Genomic DNA, 16,942 nt, shown 5'->3' with positions numbered 1-16,942 from the left:
AGTCGTACACATATGATAATATTTTTTATGGGCGACTTACTTTTGAAGCAGGGTGAAATGGGAAATAAAGAACAAAAAATGGGTGTTCTTTTAGTGAACATAGGAACGCCTGATGCACCCACAGCTAAAGCTGTTAGTGCTTTTTTGAGTGAGTTTTTACATGACCAACATGTTGTTGATATAATGAGCTGGTTCTGGAGTCCTTTTCTGCATGGTGTGATTCTGCCAGTGCGTTCTTCAAAAATTGCCAAGCTTTATCAAAGAATTTGGATGAATGCTGGGTCACCACTCATGGTTTATTCTCAACGTCAAAAAATTGCTCTTGAAAAGCTGGTTAATATGCCTGTTGTGTTAGGTATGACATATGGACAACCGAGTATATCGTGCGCAATAAAATTATTGATGGCACAAAATTGTGAAAAAATTTTAGTTTTTCCGCTTTATCCTCAGTATTCAAGAACAACAACAGCAGCAGCTTTTGACAAACTAGCTAAGTCGCTTAAATTTAAATCAGTATTACCCGAATTTCGTTTTATCCATTATTATTATGATGATACAGCATACATTGACATCTTAGCTCAGTCGGTAGAATCGTATTGGAAAGTAAATGGTAAACCTGATATATTGCTTTGTTCATATCATGGTATACCAAAGCGTTATGCGGATAATGGTGATCCTTATCGTGAACATTGTTATACTACCACGAAAAGATTAATTGAACGTTTGAATTGTCATATGAAAATTCAAACTACATTTCAATCGAGGTTTGGTCTAAAAAAATGGTTGCAACCTTACACTGATAAAACTTTAAAGCAATTACCCAAAGATGGAGTTAAACGTGTTGATATCATTACTCCTTCTTTTTCGGTTGATTGTTTAGAGACGCTAGAAGAAATTGCAGAACAATGTGATGGAATATTTAAAGATGCTGGTGGGGAAGTCTTTAATGTCATTCCGTGTCTCAATGATTCACCTGCACATATTGAAATGATGCGACAACTTGTAGGACACTATACTGAGGGTTGGTAATTGTAATCGTGAGTTTATATAGGCCTTGTTTTCTAAATCAGAGAGCTAAATTTTCAATCTACGCTCTAAGCGCTAGGTTCATATTTAAATGTTCAAGTCTATAGAGAAATTTAGCTACAAAGCAACAAACGGGAAGCAGTATAATTAAGCTTTAATTAATCGTGATTCACTAACATTGTGGGTGGATGAAATAATCATTTAGCTATGTAATCAGACTAAGCAGGATAATCGTGGAAGACCTCGTTTGTTTAGTGACTGAGCTATTACGATTGCTCCTATGGTTAAACGCGTATTTTTAATACCATTGAGAAGTCTGTGAAGATTCATTAATTCTGTTTACAAACTTGTTCAACAGCCGTTTCTATTCATGTATTAGCAAGCGAGTTAAAACGGTTAACGTCGTGTGCAAGATGAAGACTAAAGGAACAATTTAGCACTTAGTTATTGATTCTATGGGGTTCAAAATTTATAATGAAGTCGAATGGGAAGTAAAAAGTATGGTACTGATGGAAAACAGTGAATCTAGCGTAAGTAAGTTACACTTGCAGTAGATATAAATACGCATAAAATGATTACTGCTGAGTTAAGTACATCAAATGTTACTGATGGTGCAGTGTTATCTAATTTACTCAAATAGACTTGCCGAGAACCAATGAAATATTAACCGATGATGTTTATGGTACCTGACAATGTTACGTAACCGTTCGGATTAAACAAGTGGTTCTACTCACCCAATCAATAAAAAAGCAACTTTTAGGGAGAGAGGTTATCCACGTAATTTAGCGGTCAGTTACCAAAAATTATATAGTTCAGATTAGCCTTGAAAATGAAGTAGTGTTACTATACACTTTCTCTATTAGAGATGGCAATGTTTTGAGTTAAAAAATTACTTTGAGAGATATTGAGCTTAAAAGATCATAATGCTCAGATTAACGAAATTTAAGGCATAATAAAAGCGCTAAATAAGCTGATCGAGCTAGGTACGCCTAAAACGAAGTGAGCGTCTAATAATTAGTTAGATTGGAATTCGCTATCTGAATTTGAATTAGGAAACGAAACCTATTACTTACAGCGGCAACGTTAGTGTCCACTGTAGCCTATTCTATATTTTGATATCATTTTTGCTGGCTGACAAAATGGCACTTAACATCAACGGTAGCCCTAATAGTCATTTCTCGGAAATGGATACATTACATCAATTAAATCTGTAGAATACATGATTAGCGCACGGATATAACTATTATAATTAATTTTAGCCTGCTTTAATATTCATAGATAAAATATAAATATGAGCAAAATTTAGTTCAATATTAATTGTATTTTAGTCTATAACTATAGCATACTTGCTTCTTGTTAAGAAGCATTGTTTGACATTATCGTCGGAATAGTAATTCATTGTTTTCCAAATAAATGCAGTTATAAGTATAGACATTACGACTAATATTTGTATAAGTCTCCCAGTAGTTAATTTTTTTGCTGCCATAATTTACTCGGTATTTTAATTTAACTGAGCTAAAAAATATTACTTAGTCTAAGCCAACTATTATTATAACTCTGTATGTTACTAAAAAATATAGTATAATCAAAGATAAAACTGCTACTAGTTACAATGATGACTTGTTTTTTAATTCAAGTTAAGATATTAAGCCTCAATATGGTTCACTTTTAGACAATTACTTTCGTGTTAGGCATACTTAATTTTGGCAGCTTATTTAACGTTTTTATTATGGCGTAGGTTTGCTAATTTGAGCATTGTGATCCCTTAGACTCAATGTCCCTTCAAGTAGTTTTTGGACTTGGAGTATTGCTGTCTTTGCTATGGAACGTTTATGGTGATCGGTTTTGTTTCTCAATAAGGGACTAAATTTTTAATTAACATTCTAAACAACTAGGTTCACTTAAATATTTAGGTCTATGAACAAGCTTTGCTATAAAATAACTAGCTGGAGGCAGTATAATCAAGCTTTAATCAATCGTGGGTTCACTACAATTCTGGATTAATGAAGAAGTGATTCAGTTATCGAATCAAATTAAGTAGAGTGAGCATGGAAGAGCTAGTTTATTTAGTGAATTAGCCATTGCGACAGCCCTCATGGTTAAACGCGTATTGTCAATACTATTGTGAGGCATACTAAGATTCATTAACTCTGTGTTCAAACTTGCTTAACTACCGTTATCATGCTCGTACTATTGATGCATGATCAAGTGAGCTAAAATAGTTAATGTTACGTTCAAGATGAAGACTAAAGGCACTATCCAGCACTGAGCCATTGATTCTACGGGGCTTCAAATCTACGATGAAGGTGAGTGAAAAAGTAAAAAAATGGGATTAATGTAAAATAGCAAGTTTTGCGCAAGTTACATTTAGCAGTAGATATAAATACGCATTAAATCATTGCTTTTGAATTGAGTTCACCAAATGTACCTGACGGTCCAGTGATACCTAGCTTATTCAAATAGACTCGCCGAAAAATTAATGAAATATCATGCGATGGAGTTTATGATACCAGAGAATCTTACGAAACTGTTCGTATTAAACGAGCGGTTCCACACATCTCTATTGAGAGAAGAAGCGATTTTTTAAAAATGAGATTATCCGCGTAATCACCACAGTTATATGGTTCAAATCCGCATTGAAAAACAAAGGGTATTAATTACAAATATTTTTTATGAAAAATAGTAATGGTTTAAATCAAAAAATTTTTCGAAGAGGCATGGAGCAAAAGAAATTTTAATCCTTAAATTGACAAAATGACAGCATGATACAAGTGTTAGATAAGCTGATAGGGCTAGGTATGCCTAAAACGAAAGTGATCGACTAATAGTCAACCAAGTTGAGATTAGCTGCCTGAATTTGAATTAGGAAGCAAAACTTGTTGGTGTCCCCTATGGTTTATTCCGTACTTTTGAACTGCACTGTCTTGCTGACAAAATAGTACTTCACAGTAACAATAACTCACCAAGAGCATGAATATTTTACACTAAGTATGAACTAGTGACTACACAGCTAATAAAATTTATGGAAAGTCGTAACAACTGTTAACAGTTTATTTAACTTACGTGTATTCAACACTAGTAATCTCAAACTCTTTTATACCGCCTGGTGTTTTGATAGAAACTTCGTCTCCAGCTTCTTTGCCAATCAAACCACGTGCAATCGGTGAATTAACAGAGATTAAATTTTTTTTTATATCTGCTTCATCATCGCCAACAATTCTGTATGTTACTTCATCATATGTATTGATATCAATCAATGTGACGGTTGAACCAAAAATAATTTTACCCTTTTTTGGTAGCTTTGAAATATCGATAATCTGTGCGACAGATAGCTTGTATTTAATATCTCGAATCTGTGCTTCACAGATACCTTGTTCTTCTCGTGCAGCATGATATTCAGCATTCTCTTTAAGATCCCCCAACTCTCTCGCTGCACTAATTGCTTGAGTGATTATAGGACGACGTTTTAGCAAACGGTTCAGATCTCCACGAAGCTGCTGTTCACCACGAACAGTCATTGGTATTTTATTCATTAATGACAATACCTCAATCACCAAAACCCTTGGTCTTGACGAAAAAAAAGTTACGCCCATACAATAGTGGGAGCGTCACAAGTAAATATATGTTCATTTAGTTTAAACAAGTTGCGTTCTTAGATCATCAATCATTTGCATTTCCACTTTAATTACACCTCTTTATTTATGGATTTATTTCTGTAATCATGGGACTGAATCATCAATCAACGCTTGAAACAGTTAGGTTACTAAAGTATTTAGGTGACATTGTTTCTTCATTTAAATTTAGATAGTAAATCCTAACATGATTTACTATGAAACATACCTAGTCCTGTTAGCTTATATAACGCTTTTATCATGGCATAAATTTTGCTAATTTGGGCATTGTGATCCCTGTGGCTCAATCTTCCTCCGAATAGTGTTTTGATTTGAAACACTAGAGTCTTTAATATAGAACGTTTATGGTAACCATACCGCGTTTTCCATAGCTGATTTGAACTGTATGATTTTTGGTGCTGACCGCTAAATAACGTGGATAGCCCCGTTCCCAAGAAGTTGCTCTTTTTCTGAGTAGTATGATTGGAACGGCTCGTTTAATGTGAACGGTTTCGTAACATGTCTGGTGTTGTAAGCTCCATCGGCTAATATGTTATTGATTTTTCAGCGGGTCAGTTTGAACAAGTTGGGTAAGACTGTACCGTTAATCACATTTGATGCATTCAACTTAGCAGCAATGATTTCATGCGTATTTATATTTACTACTAAATGTAACTTGCGCAAAACTCGCCATTTCCCATTAATCCCATGCTTTTTTACTTTCCACTTATCTTTACCGTAAACTTTACGCCCGTAGAATCAATGGCTAAGTGCGGAAAATTTCTTAATGTTTCGTTTTGAACGTGATGTTAATTATGTTGACTCGCTCACTAAGACATGAATAGTGAGGGCATGACAATGACAGTTAAGTAAGTTTAAAAACAAAATTAAGGAATTCTCGTAGACCTCTCAATGGTATTGAAAATATGCGTTTAAGCATGGGACTGTCGTAAGGGCTAAGTTGCGAAATATACGAGGCCTTTCACGATTACTTTACTTAGTATGATCATATAGCTAAATAGTTTCTTCACTAAGTCAGAATGTTAGTGAGTCATAATTGATTAAAGCTTTATTATACGGTTTCCAGTTAGTTGTTTTGTAGCAAAGCTTGTGCATAGGTCTGAATCTTTAAGTGAGCTTAGCTGTTTAGAGGGTGGATTGAATATTTAGTTACTTTATTTAGGAAATAAAGCCGATTATCATAAACGGTTCCTCTAGCAGAAATAGTAATGATTTCGAATCAACAAACTCTTCGGTGAGACACTGAGTCTAAGGGATTATAACAATATGTCCACATTGGCTAAACCTACGTTATGATAAAAATTGTAAATGAGTTGATAGGGCTCGGTATGTTTAAAATAAAAGTCATTGTATAATAGTTAATTATGTCTGATATAGACACTCTGAACTAAAATTAAAAAAATAAAGCTATTTAACTATAAAAAATATGTTATTAAACTATTTATTTATAATACCTCAATGGTAAATAGATTTATTCTGCTTGCTTTCGAAACTGGCTAATCAAGAAAAGCAAACCAGCAACCACTACAACTGAAGGGCCTGCAGGCGTATCTTTAAAACACGAAAGCATTATACCACCAATGACAGAAATTATACCAAATATGCTCGCGAACAGCGCCATTTTTTCAGGACTGCTAGCAAAACGACGAGCCGTTGCAGCTGGGATGACCATTAAAGACGTAATTATCAGTGCTCCAACAAATTTCATTGCAATTGCGATAATTAACCCAACCATCAACATCAATATGAGTCGGAAGCGCTCAACATTATATCCATTGATGCGTGCAAGATCTTCATTTACAGTAATGGCTAATAAAGGGTGCCATAGTTTAATGAGACTGATATTTACAATCGCACACCCTAAGGCAACCCAACTCACGTCTGTAGTAGATACAGAAAGTAGATCACCAAAAAGATATGCAATTAAATCAACACGTAAATCAGTCACCAAACTAATAGATACTAGCCCGAGCGAGAAGGAAGTATGAGCAATGATGCTAAGCAATGTATCAGCAGAAACATTACTTCTGTGTTGCAGTCCAACAAGTAGCATGGCTGTCAATAAACAGCTGATAATCAATGCTACATTCAAATTTACTTGAAAGATGAAGCCAAGGGATAATCCGAGCAAAGAAGCATGTGCGAGAGTGTCCCCGAAATACGCCATGTTTCGCCAGATAACGAATGAGCCTAATGGTCCAACTGTCGTAGCAATTAATAATCCTGCTAGAATAGGCATCATAAGAAACTCAAGCATTCGAATGGTCTCCATGTTTATCTGAGCTAATAGAGCTATCTAATAAAGTGGGGTCATGGTTGTGATGGTACCAGGCGAGTTGTTCACTTTCTTGTCGCCCAAATAGTGCAACGTATTCAGGGTGTGATGAGATTAAGTCGGGAGTCCCTGAACAGCAGATATGGTGCTGCAAACAAATAACCTCGTCAGTTTTTGCCATTACCAAATGCAAGTCGTGTGAAACCATTAAAATACCGCAATTTAGCATTAATTTGAGCTTGACAATAAGGCTATAGAGCTCAAATTGACCGGTTACATCGATCCCTTGAACTGGCTCATCCAACACTAATAAATCTGGTTTCCTCAGGACTGCACTGGCGAGTAATATTCGTTGGGTTTCACCACCAGAAAGAGTATACATATTTAAATTACGAAGCTTTGAAGCTCCTACTAACGCTAGCACATTATCTATTTCTTTTTTATCTAAGTTTTGATTCAGTCTTAGAAACCTTTCCACGCGGAGGGGTAGAGCATCATTGAGATGTAATTTTTGTGGTACATAGCCTACCTTTAAATTATGCGCTCGTTCTACGCTACCTTCGGTTGGCTTATTTAGACCAATGACGGTTTTTACTAATGTTGACTTTCCTGCACCATTAGGGCCAATTAGTGTGGTAATTTTTCCTCTATATAGGGAAAAGGCCACTTTATCTAGAATGCTTCTACCATTAAAAATTACGGAAACGTTGTGTAGTGTAACGAGATGTGTCGACATAAATTAGACATGAAAATTAAACTGTAATGTTATAATATAACTTTTTTTTATTATTAAATCATTAACTCTGGGAATTTTTATGAAAATAATACTTGTACGTTTGCTAGTTGTGTCAGCAATGGTGAGCTCTTTTTTTACAAATGCCTTACCCATGAGTATCCTTACTACAATAAAGCCTTTGGCGTTGATCGCAAATGAGATTGCAGGGCCAAATGCACGTGTTGACACTCTTCTTCCTTCTAGTGCCTCTCCACATGATTATGCGTTGAAACCTTCAGACATTAAAAAAATAAAGATAGCCAACCTTGTTGTGTGGACAGGGCCAGAGTTGGAGCTACCTCTTCAAAAAATTCTTTCTAGTCAAAAGAATGCGCTTCAATTGACGAATTATCCAGAAATGCCAGTACGGTATTATGGTGAACAAGCAGGGCATGATCACCATGGTCATGATCACTCTGGAGTAGATGGACACATTTGGCTTGGTCCAGAGCAAAGTAAAGTTATTGCAAAAGCTATTGCAGTTTATTTGTCTCGCATAGATCCAGCAAATGCTGCTAGTTATGAAAGTAACTATACTAAGTTTATTGTTGGCGTAGCATCAACAACAAAAAATTTAAAAGTACAGTTTGCGAACAATCAGCACAAAGGCTATTTCCTTTTTCATGATGCGTATGGATATTTTGAAGATACATTTGGGTTAAAATCAAAGGGTTATTTGACGGTTGATCCTGCAAGAAAACCGGGTGCACAAACGTTGGTTTCTATTCGTACTGTTCTACAAAATAAAGAAGCTCAATGTATATTTACGGAACCTCAGTTTAATTCTTCGATTGTCAAGAGCGTGTCTAGAGGTACGGGAGTGAAACTTATTGAGTTAGATCCAATGGCAATAAATCTTGATGTAGACAAGCAACGTTATAAAGATTTTTTAATGAAATTAGGTAATAGTTATCTGGACTGCTTTCAGCCGTAATCATGGTTAAAATTCGATTGTTAGATGGTGTAAAAAAGTTATTATTTGATAAGTAGTAAGAGGGAAATAAAAATATATTTTATGAATATAATAGTTAAGGAATCGTAGTTTCATTTCTTAGCTTATTAAGCTATGCGCTAAATGTTTCAGTAAGCTTTGCTACAAAACAACCAACGGAGAGCCTACATATACTCAATTAACTTGAAAATGCAGGCTTGATAACCTGAAACTTATTATTTATTCGGGCCGGCTTTTTTTAATTCAAGTTCAGATGGCAAATCCTCATATGATTCATGCTTAAATTATTTAGCGACTTAGTCATTACGATGGTTCTTGTGATTAAATACGTATCTTCAATACCATTGAGAGGTCTGCATGGATTCATTAATTCTGTTTTTAAATTTGCACAAACAGACCTGTTAAAAAATTAATGAAATATTAGCCAATAGTGCTTACGAAACTATTCGTATTAAACGAGTCGTTTCACTTATTTTTCTAAAAAAAAGAGTAATTTTTTGAAAATGAAGTTATCCGCGTAATTTAGCGACTAGTTATCAGAAGTTATATTATTTCAGTCAGCATTGAAGAATGAGGTATGGTTATTGTAACCGTTTTCCATGAAAAACGACAATGTTTCGAATTAAAAAACTACTAGAAGGGACATTGGGCTGAAGAGATTATAATGATTAAATTAGCGTAACTAATGCTATAATAAAAGCATTAAAGACGTTGACCGGATTAAGTGTTCCTACAATAACAGTGGTTGTTTAATAGTGAATCATATTGGGCTTTATCATCTGAACTTGAATTAGGAAATAAAGTCTTAATACTGTGATTAATTGCTTAGAATGAAGGTTTTCTAGTTCTAGGGTATAAATATTTTATACAATATCATTAAATTTAGATATTCTTGTGTTTGGTTGACTCGAATCTTACTTATAGTTTCGTGATTTTTTTTGATGTACCACTTCTGCTCATGTAAAATTAGGTGTTTACAGTTAATATTGTAAAATAGATTAATTTTAAATAAATTATTATATTTTTAAAAAAGCCACGTTCTACTATTAGTTGAAAGTGGCTTTTTAGCTTCTACTACTTTACTTTATAGTTGTTATTTTATTGTATGTATTATAACAATGCTCCTTTTAAGACTTACTTAACCAAACCATCAAAAAGAGTTAAAAAATAGCAACAAATATTGTAATACTTGGAGGAATACCATAATAATTACCTTGATCCATAACTTTTTTTTAGAATAACATTAATAAATATTATTGCAATATTTTTATAAATTTTTTTAAAATTTGAGAAGTCAATCACTATAATTTCGATTTTGTCTCCTAATTCGAGTTCAGATGGCAAAGCCCAACATGATTATCTATTAGATAATTGCTTTTATTTTAAGCAGATTTAGCCCTATCAATTTATGTAATGCTTTTACCATGTCGTAGGTTTCGCTAGCCGGAAAATTATAATTTCTTAGGTTTAATGTACCTCCTAGTAGACTCTAAATATTGCTGCCTATGGAAGGGAACATTTAGAGTAACCACACTTTGTTTTTCCATGCCGAATGGAACCATATAACTTCTGGTCACTGATTGTTAGATTACACGGATGACTTCGATCCCCAAAAATTGTTCTTTTTCTTGGTGGAATTAGTGGAAGTGCTTGTGTAATACGAACGGTTTTGTAATATTTTGAGTATCTGTTGTAAGCTCCATTGCTTGATATTTCATTGATTTTTCGGTGGGTTTGTTTGAGCAAGTTAGGTAGCGCTTCCCCGTCAGTCACATTTGATGCATGTAATTCAGCAGCAATGGTTTCATGCGTATTGATACCTACTGTTAAATGTAGTTTACACTAAGCTCGCCGATTCTTATCAGTGCATGCTTTGTTACTTTCCATTCGTCTTTACCGTACATTTATAACCCCCGCAGAATCAATGGCTAAGTGCGGGATGGTTTTTTTAGTTTTTAACGCAACGTTAACCGTTTTGGCTCGTTTACTAATGCATGAATAGTGAAGGCATGATAACGAGAGTTGAGCAAGTTTGAAAACAGGATTAATGAATTTTTACTGATCTTTTAATGATATTGAGAATACGTGTTTAACTATGAGGATCGTGTAATGGTTAAGTCGCTAAATAAACGAGGTTTACCCTACTTAGTTTGATTTGATAGCTGAATGGCTTCTTCATCAATCCAGTATGTTAGTGAGTCTCGATCAATTATATTGCTTCCTATTAATTGTTTTGTAGCGAAGTTTCTTTAACAGATCTGAATATTTCAGTTAGTCTAGTTGTTTAGAACGTAGATTGATAATTTAGTTTTTTGTTTGAGGAAACAAAGCCCATATCTAGCCCTGTCAGCTTATGTAACGATTTTATCATGGTGTAGGTTTCGTCAATCTGGGTATTATAAAACGTTTACAATAGCATTGTTGACGCTTTTTATATGAAACATAACGCACCTATTAAGAGGGTCATCTGACCCTCTGCACTAGCATGAAATAATAAAAAAACAATTGAATATTTAAAGTTAACATAAATATATGGTACAGTTATTGGCATATTCCTTGAACGCTGAAACTACCTTGAAATTATATAATTTATTGAATTAAATTCCATTTAAGGGCGGTACCAGCGCGAATATCATCTGTTGCTCTTGTGCCAATCACATCATCGTAGAATTTTGGCGCAAGACCGAAGCCAGGTCTCACACTACGAATATTCGCAAATGTCAAAGTTTCACCCGCTTTTATATCGAGACATACATACAAAGAACGGCGGAGTTGTTTGTTGTCTTTTTCAACGTCTTTTAGCTGGTAACCTGCGCTTCCGAGAGCTTGCCATGCTATTTGTGTGTCACGACACAATACTGCCAATTCATCTGGTTCCAATGAAAAGGTGGCGTCTTGACCAAAATCATTTCGGCTCAAGGTAAAATGTTTTTCAATTACGGCAGCCCCAAGCGCAACGGCAGTGACTGACACTATTGTACCTAATGTATGATCTGACAGTCCTGTCACTACATCAAAACGTTCAGATAAATCAGGAATGGTACGCAAATGACTTTGCAAAGCTGGCGCTGGATAAGCGCTAATGCAATGCAGTAATACCAGTTCTCGGCATCCGCAGTTTCTTGCTGTGGTAACAGCTTCTGCTATTTCTTGAGCACTTGCCATGCCCGTAGAAATGAACATAGGCTTACCTGTTTTTGCCACGTAACGAATGAGTGGCAAGTCTATTGCTTCGAATGAGGCAATTTTATAAGCAGGCGCATTGAGATCTTCGAGCAAATCCACGGCAGTAAAATCGAAGGGTGATGAAAATAGTGTAATACCTAGTTCTTGTGCCTTATTGAAGAGAGGCTTGTGCCAATCAAACGGGGTGTGAGTTTCTTGGTATAGATCGTAAAGGGAGCGCCCGTCCCAAAGCCCCCCGTGAATTTTAAATTCTTCGGAATCGCAGTTTAAAGTGATGGTATTGGCGGTGTAAGACTGCATTTTTACTGCATTAGCCCCTGCTTGTTTCGCCATGACTAAGATTTGAAAGGCACGTTGTAGTGAACCATTATGGTTCGCCGACATTTCCGCAATGATGTAAGGTTTATGACCTTGGCCAATTTTCTGTCCATCTATAGTGATCACTTGCGTCATAGTGCCATGCTCTGCTGTGAGAAAATCCTGAGTTGTTTCCTGACGCCAGCTTCGTGGGAAAGCCAAACGTCGTTTGTTACTACTAAATTGAAGTAAGAAATCATTTTTTTTTGTTGGTTATGAAAAATAGTTTTTGCGTCAATTCGCGTAAAGCCGAGCTTGTTGTGGAGATGAAGCACTTTAGGATTAATAGCTAACACTCGGCTATTAATCTGTTTCAACCTAAGTGAGTCAAAAGCATGATTCAGTGTAGCATGTAGTATCACAAGCCCTATGCCTTTACGTGTATTAGGGTTTTTATAAAATCCCCATTCCGCACATGCATTTTTTTGATTAATATTAGTAAATGAAACAATGCCTACATCGTTATTTTCAATACTTACTAAGTAAAAGAGCTTTGTGCTATCTTGCTGTATACGTTCAAACCACGTTATGTGTTCGTCTGATTTTATTTCGTGGGTAGTAAACATTTTTTTGCGAGTTGCTGGTGTGTTTCGCCATTCACGGACAATACTGAGGTTAGATCGTGTCATTGCTTTTAGTAATACGGTCGCTGAAAAAATTTGTTGTGTCAAGAGGCTGCCTCCATAGCTTTTACCACTCGATTAGCACCATTACCATCAATATCAGATTCAGGTAATCGCCAAGGTAATTTGTTCCAATGTTCAACTAACCATGTGAGTTCATTGGTGTAATCGAAAGGTGTTATGTTATTACTTAAACCGAGGTATCGGTAGAGTCCTGAGTTCGCAAGGTGTTCTGCCATTTCTCGTTGATTTTCTGCTACTGATACAAGTGTACTGGGTAGTCGCAAATATGTGCGTTCTATCGCACTAACCCCTACACCACCGAAGGCATACCGAGAATGTGCAAGTTGAGTCTCAAATTCAGGTATGTTTTTTACTAAAGTGATAAATGGAGGAAGAAATTTTTCAAGTAACTGTGTTTTTCGTGGGTTTGATATGCCGTAGATTAGCACCACTTGAAATGGCAGGTTGGGGATGCATTGACAAGCCGTGAGAAATTTCAAACATTCGCCTGTTGGGTCCGATCCACTGAAAAACACGATAACTTGGTTTTTAATGTTTTCTTCATGTATGTTTTTTAGTTCAATAAAGCTGTCGCGTAGCAAGGCGAATTTCAGCCCGAGCAATCGCTGACTAGATGGAGGAATCAATGAGTGATATCGGTTCTTGAAGTTAGGCCAAGGATTATGATCAAACAAAATGTCACAGTTATGTTGTCGATTGGCTAAATCATCAATGGCTAAGAGCTTTGTGTCGTGGCGTTTCATCAATGATTGCCATTGAGTATCCAAAGCATAGTGATCACATACAATCCAATCAAAAGAAGCTTCTTTCAGCGTAGTTAAGCATTGCCTTGCGTCTTTTTTTTGGTTTACTCTTAACCAAGGCTGGTAGTCATTGTAGTTAGAGGCTGTGATTTTTTCAATCGTTGGTAATGCAACTGTCGATATGCCTTGCTGACAGCAATAATCAATGAGGTTACCTTTTAGCGCGCGACTTAATATGGTTACTGTGTGATTACGTGCGAGTAGTTTTTTTGATAGCACTAAGCAGCGCATTATGTGCCCAGTACCAATTTGTTCTGAGGCATCAACACGAATCATAACGTTCATAACTCGTCTCGTTGCGAGAGAATTTCGTAAAGCATTTCAGCGCGTACCCAGTCGTCAGGCTCATCAATATCTTGCACACGAAAATGCGGAATATGAACGGATTTAGAATGTGGTGCAAAAATTGGTAACCCAGAGGCGAACGCACCCGGTCTACCCCAATAAAACATACCGGCATCATGAAAAGCGGGCTCTAAATCCTGCGAACGTGTCGATAAGTGTTCAGGCCAGAACATCTCAACATTACCTTCATGGTTCATGCGAATACTACGCTGAATTGGAAAGGGAAAACGTGTGCAGGCAAAAGTGTATTGTATATTTTTTTCAGTCAGTAAAACTAGACTTTTTTTAAGGTCAGAAGGACGGGCGAATGGCACTGTGGCGTAAAGACAGCATATAGCACTGATGGCTCGCTCATCATTTTTTTCTAGCCATTCGATTGCATGCTTGATTACATCAAGTGTAGTGGCATGGTCGTTGGCGATATCAGTAGGTCGAATAAAGGGTATCTCTGCGTCGTATTTTTTAGCTATGCTTGCAATTTTATAGCTGTCTGTCGATACGATAATACGATTAAAGAGTTCTGATTTTTTTGCTAAATCAATGGAATAAGCAATAATTGGTTGATCAATAAAAGTCTTAATATTTTTCCAAGGAATGCGCTTACTTCCCCCGCGTGCAGGGATAATACAGACTTTCATCTTTTGCTTTTAATTCTGGCATTAAGTGCAGACGAGATAGCATTCGAGAGCGTTGCAACCACTTGGTCTTGCTCGTCTTCTGTCATGTTAAAGAATAATGGTAAGCTCAATGCTGCATGGTAGTATTCTTCAGTGGTAGGGAACTGTCTCCAATTGAATCCAAGTTTTTGATAATGCGGCTGGGTATGAACGGGAATGTAGTGTACGTGTACACCAATGCCTTGTTCCCGCATCACATCAAAAACGTGACGGCGGTAAGAAGGATTTTCCAGTTGAATAACATACAAATGCCATGCCGATTTGCAGTCAATGAGTAATGTCGTTGTAGTGAGCGGAAGAGAATCTAGTTTTTCATTATAGCGTACAGCAAGTTGATTTCGTCGTTCGACAAATTCATCAAGGCGGGTTAACTGAGATATACCGAGAGCAGCTTGCAGATCTGTCATGCGGTAATTGAAACCAAGAGCCGTTTGCTCGTAATACCATGCGCCTTGGTTGGTATCTTTTAGTTCTGCAGGGTCATTAGTAATTCCATGACTACGCAAATTTTTCATGGCTTTTGCTAGTTCAATATTGTTCGTAATTGCCATTCCACCTTCAGCAGTGGTGATGATTTTTACAGGATGGAAGCTAAATACCGTGATGTCACTGTATCGGCAGTTTCCGACATATTGATTTTGGTATTTGGCGCCGATAGCATGGGAAGCATCTTCAATTACAGCGAAGCCATAACATTTCGCGAGCGTATTAATTGCTTCCATGTTGCAACTTTGCCCACACATGTGCACGGCCACCAATATATCAGGAAGTTGGTCTGCTTTCTCTGCGACAATCAGCTTTTTTTTGAGCTTTTGTGGACACAAGTTGTAAGTGGCAGGGTCAATATCTACAAAATCAACGTTCGCATCACAATACAAGCCACAGTTGGCAGAAGCGACAAAGGTATTGGAAGATGTCCATAACCGCTTGCCTACACTGAGTCCTAATGAGAGGCATGCTAAATGAAGACTAGATGTAGCACTGTTCGTGGCAACGCCAAATTTTGCACCGACTTTGTTGGCAACAGCACGCTCGAATGCGTCTACTTTAGGGCCTTGAGTTATTAAGTTTGATGACAGTGCTTCGATAACGGCATTAATGTCTGCTGGACAAATGGTTTGTTTGCCATAGGGGATCATGATTGCTGCTCACATTCTAAAATTTGTTTAATATTCAAAAATGCAGGGTTACTGCCAGAATGATATTCAAACCCTTCAGGAACGGGTAATCCTGTTTCTCCCAATGGGTTATAGGAATAGTCGTAATCTGTTGAATAAAATTTAATCGTAGGTTGCATCACATAGTGATCATTAAATTCAAGCATGAGGTGAGAGTCATCACTTGAGCACATGATTTCATGCATTTTTTCTCCTGGACGAACACCAACTTCCTTTATTGGCAAGCCGTTACCATAAGCGGTGGCAAGATCGATTAGACGTACCGAAGGAATTTTAGGGACGAGAATTTCTCCACCTTGCATTCGTGCAAAGTTCTTTAATACAAAATCGACGCCTTGTTGCAAAGTAATCCAAAAACGTGTCATTTTGGGATGTGTCACAGGCAGTGATTTTGCACCCTCAGCAGCAAGTTTTTTAAAAAATGGTACGACGGAACCACGAGAACCGACAACGTTACCATAACGAACAACAGCGAACTGAGTCTGACTTCCACCACGCATATTATTCGCTGCAACGAAAAGTTTGTCAGAGCAAAGTTTGGTTGCACCATAGAGATTATTTGGACTAGCCGCCTTGTCTGTTGATAGTGCAATGACTTTAGATACATCATTGGCAAGAGCGGCACGAATAACGTTTTCAGCTCCATGCACGTTAGTTTTAATACATTCCATAGGATTGTATTCAGCTGCAGAGACTTGCTTCAGTGCTGCCGCATGGATAATATAATTAACGTCATTCATTGCCTGCATCATTCTATCACTATCACGTACATCACCAATAAAATATCGCATACACGGATCGTTAAGTTCTTGCTGCATTTCGAACTGTTTGAGTTCGTCTCGTGATAAAATAATGAGGCGTTTAGGCTTGTAACTAGCAAGGAGAGTGCGAATGTATTTTTTTCCAAATGATCCGGTTCCACCAGTGATCAAAATTGACTTGCCATTGAACATTTCAATCCTTAAGCATTAGTATCCGTATTTAAAATAATTTTAACTAGCAGCTTAAATTTTCATTAAAGAAAAACATTATATTATAATTATATATTAAAAAAGGGCAATATTGCCAGGAGTTACCTTTTTAAAAAGC

Annotated in this window: 13 protein-coding genes and 4 pseudogenes; 5 read left to right on the top strand and 12 right to left on the bottom strand. The window is 36.6% G+C overall.

Features of this window, described 5'->3' with window-relative positions; translation table 11 throughout:
• The first annotated feature begins 57 nt into the window (after window positions 1-57).
• Entirely contained in the window at window positions 58-1,029 is a 972-nt protein-coding gene (gene hemH / locus BTN50_RS02045; protein ID WP_096619515.1) for a ferrochelatase, read from the top strand.
• Window positions 1,030-1,183: 154 nt separating this feature from the next.
• A pseudogene (locus tag BTN50_RS10810) lies at window positions 1,184-1,969 on the top strand (IS5 family transposase); the annotation flags it as partial.
• Between the two features lie 784 nt (window positions 1,970-2,753).
• Here BTN50_RS10810 and BTN50_RS11760 read toward each other — a convergent pair.
• Window positions 2,754-2,882, bottom strand: coding sequence for a hypothetical protein (locus BTN50_RS11760; RefSeq protein WP_256386977.1), 129 nt, complete (start codon window positions 2,880-2,882; stop codon window positions 2,754-2,756).
• Window positions 2,883-2,943: 61 nt separating this feature from the next.
• Here BTN50_RS11760 and BTN50_RS10365 point away from each other — a divergent pair.
• Window positions 2,944-3,851 (top strand): annotated as a pseudogene (locus BTN50_RS10365) (IS5 family transposase).
• 234 nt (window positions 3,852-4,085) lie between these two features.
• Here BTN50_RS10365 and greA read toward each other — a convergent pair.
• The 4 genes and pseudogenes from greA to znuC form a co-directional block, all read right to left on the bottom strand.
• Window positions 4,086-4,559: a transcription elongation factor GreA gene (greA, locus tag BTN50_RS02035; protein ID WP_201260737.1), complete on the bottom strand. Its 474-nt coding sequence runs from the start codon at window positions 4,557-4,559 to the stop codon at window positions 4,086-4,088.
• A gap of 281 nt (window positions 4,560-4,840) precedes the next feature.
• Window positions 4,841-5,753 (bottom strand): annotated as a pseudogene (locus tag BTN50_RS02030) (IS5 family transposase).
• 376 nt (window positions 5,754-6,129) lie between these two features.
• Window positions 6,130-6,915: a zinc ABC transporter permease subunit ZnuB gene (gene znuB, locus BTN50_RS02025; RefSeq protein ID WP_096618849.1), complete on the bottom strand. Its 786-nt coding sequence runs from the start codon at window positions 6,913-6,915 to the stop codon at window positions 6,130-6,132.
• The gene (znuC, locus tag BTN50_RS02020) at window positions 6,908-7,669 is read right to left on the bottom strand and encodes a zinc ABC transporter ATP-binding protein ZnuC (RefSeq protein ID WP_096618848.1); all 762 of its coding nucleotides are present in this window, start codon (window positions 7,667-7,669) and stop codon (window positions 6,908-6,910) included. Before znuC ends, znuB begins: the two co-directional genes overlap by 8 nt.
• A gap of 79 nt (window positions 7,670-7,748) precedes the next feature.
• Here znuC and BTN50_RS02015 point away from each other — a divergent pair, with 79 nt between their 5' ends.
• Together BTN50_RS02015 and BTN50_RS11990 are read left to right on the top strand one after the other, a co-directional pair.
• Complete coding sequence (locus BTN50_RS02015) at window positions 7,749-8,642, top strand: zinc ABC transporter substrate-binding protein ZnuA (RefSeq protein WP_096618847.1); 894 nt, start codon at window positions 7,749-7,751, stop codon at window positions 8,640-8,642.
• 293 nt (window positions 8,643-8,935) lie between these two features.
• Window positions 8,936-9,073 (top strand): transposase, encoded by a 138-nt coding sequence (locus tag BTN50_RS11990; RefSeq protein WP_096618846.1) that lies wholly within the window; start codon window positions 8,936-8,938, stop codon window positions 9,071-9,073.
• 950 nt (window positions 9,074-10,023) lie between these two features.
• Here BTN50_RS11990 and BTN50_RS02005 read toward each other — a convergent pair.
• The 7 genes and pseudogenes from BTN50_RS02005 to pseB all read right to left on the bottom strand — a co-directional run bounded on the left by BTN50_RS02005 (window position 10,024) and on the right by pseB (window position 16,806).
• Window positions 10,024-10,916: pseudogene (locus tag BTN50_RS02005) on the bottom strand (IS5 family transposase).
• 333 nt (window positions 10,917-11,249) lie between these two features.
• A complete protein-coding gene (gene pseI, locus BTN50_RS02000) occupies window positions 11,250-12,299 on the bottom strand; it encodes a pseudaminic acid synthase (RefSeq protein ID WP_096618845.1) in 1,050 nt (349 codons plus the stop codon).
• Complete coding sequence (gene pseH / locus BTN50_RS01995) at window positions 12,296-12,874, bottom strand: UDP-4-amino-4,6-dideoxy-N-acetyl-beta-L-altrosamine N-acetyltransferase (protein ID WP_223823254.1); 579 nt, start codon at window positions 12,872-12,874, stop codon at window positions 12,296-12,298. The genes pseI and pseH overlap by 4 nt, the downstream gene beginning before the upstream one ends.
• Window positions 12,871-13,938: a UDP-2,4-diacetamido-2,4,6-trideoxy-beta-L-altropyranose hydrolase gene (pseG, locus tag BTN50_RS01990; RefSeq protein ID WP_096618844.1), complete on the bottom strand. Its 1,068-nt coding sequence runs from the start codon at window positions 13,936-13,938 to the stop codon at window positions 12,871-12,873. The genes pseH and pseG overlap by 4 nt, the downstream gene beginning before the upstream one ends.
• On the bottom strand, window positions 13,935-14,636 hold the full coding sequence (gene pseF, locus BTN50_RS01985; RefSeq protein WP_096618843.1) for a pseudaminic acid cytidylyltransferase: 702 nt from the start codon (window positions 14,634-14,636) through the stop codon (window positions 13,935-13,937). Before pseF ends, pseG begins: the two co-directional genes overlap by 4 nt.
• The gene (pseC, locus tag BTN50_RS01980; protein WP_096618842.1) at window positions 14,633-15,814 is read right to left on the bottom strand and encodes a UDP-4-amino-4,6-dideoxy-N-acetyl-beta-L-altrosamine transaminase; all 1,182 of its coding nucleotides are present in this window, start codon (window positions 15,812-15,814) and stop codon (window positions 14,633-14,635) included. The genes pseF and pseC overlap by 4 nt, the downstream gene beginning before the upstream one ends.
• On the bottom strand, window positions 15,811-16,806 hold the full coding sequence (pseB, locus tag BTN50_RS01975) for a UDP-N-acetylglucosamine 4,6-dehydratase (inverting) (RefSeq protein ID WP_096618841.1): 996 nt from the start codon (window positions 16,804-16,806) through the stop codon (window positions 15,811-15,813). Before pseB ends, pseC begins: the two co-directional genes overlap by 4 nt.
• Between the last annotated feature and the right edge of the window lie 136 nt (window positions 16,807-16,942).

This window comes from Candidatus Enterovibrio altilux, assembly GCF_002381345.1.
GTDB lineage: Bacteria > Pseudomonadota > Gammaproteobacteria > Enterobacterales > Vibrionaceae > Enterovibrio > Enterovibrio altilux.
This window is presented reverse-complemented; position numbering and strand designations above follow the sequence as displayed.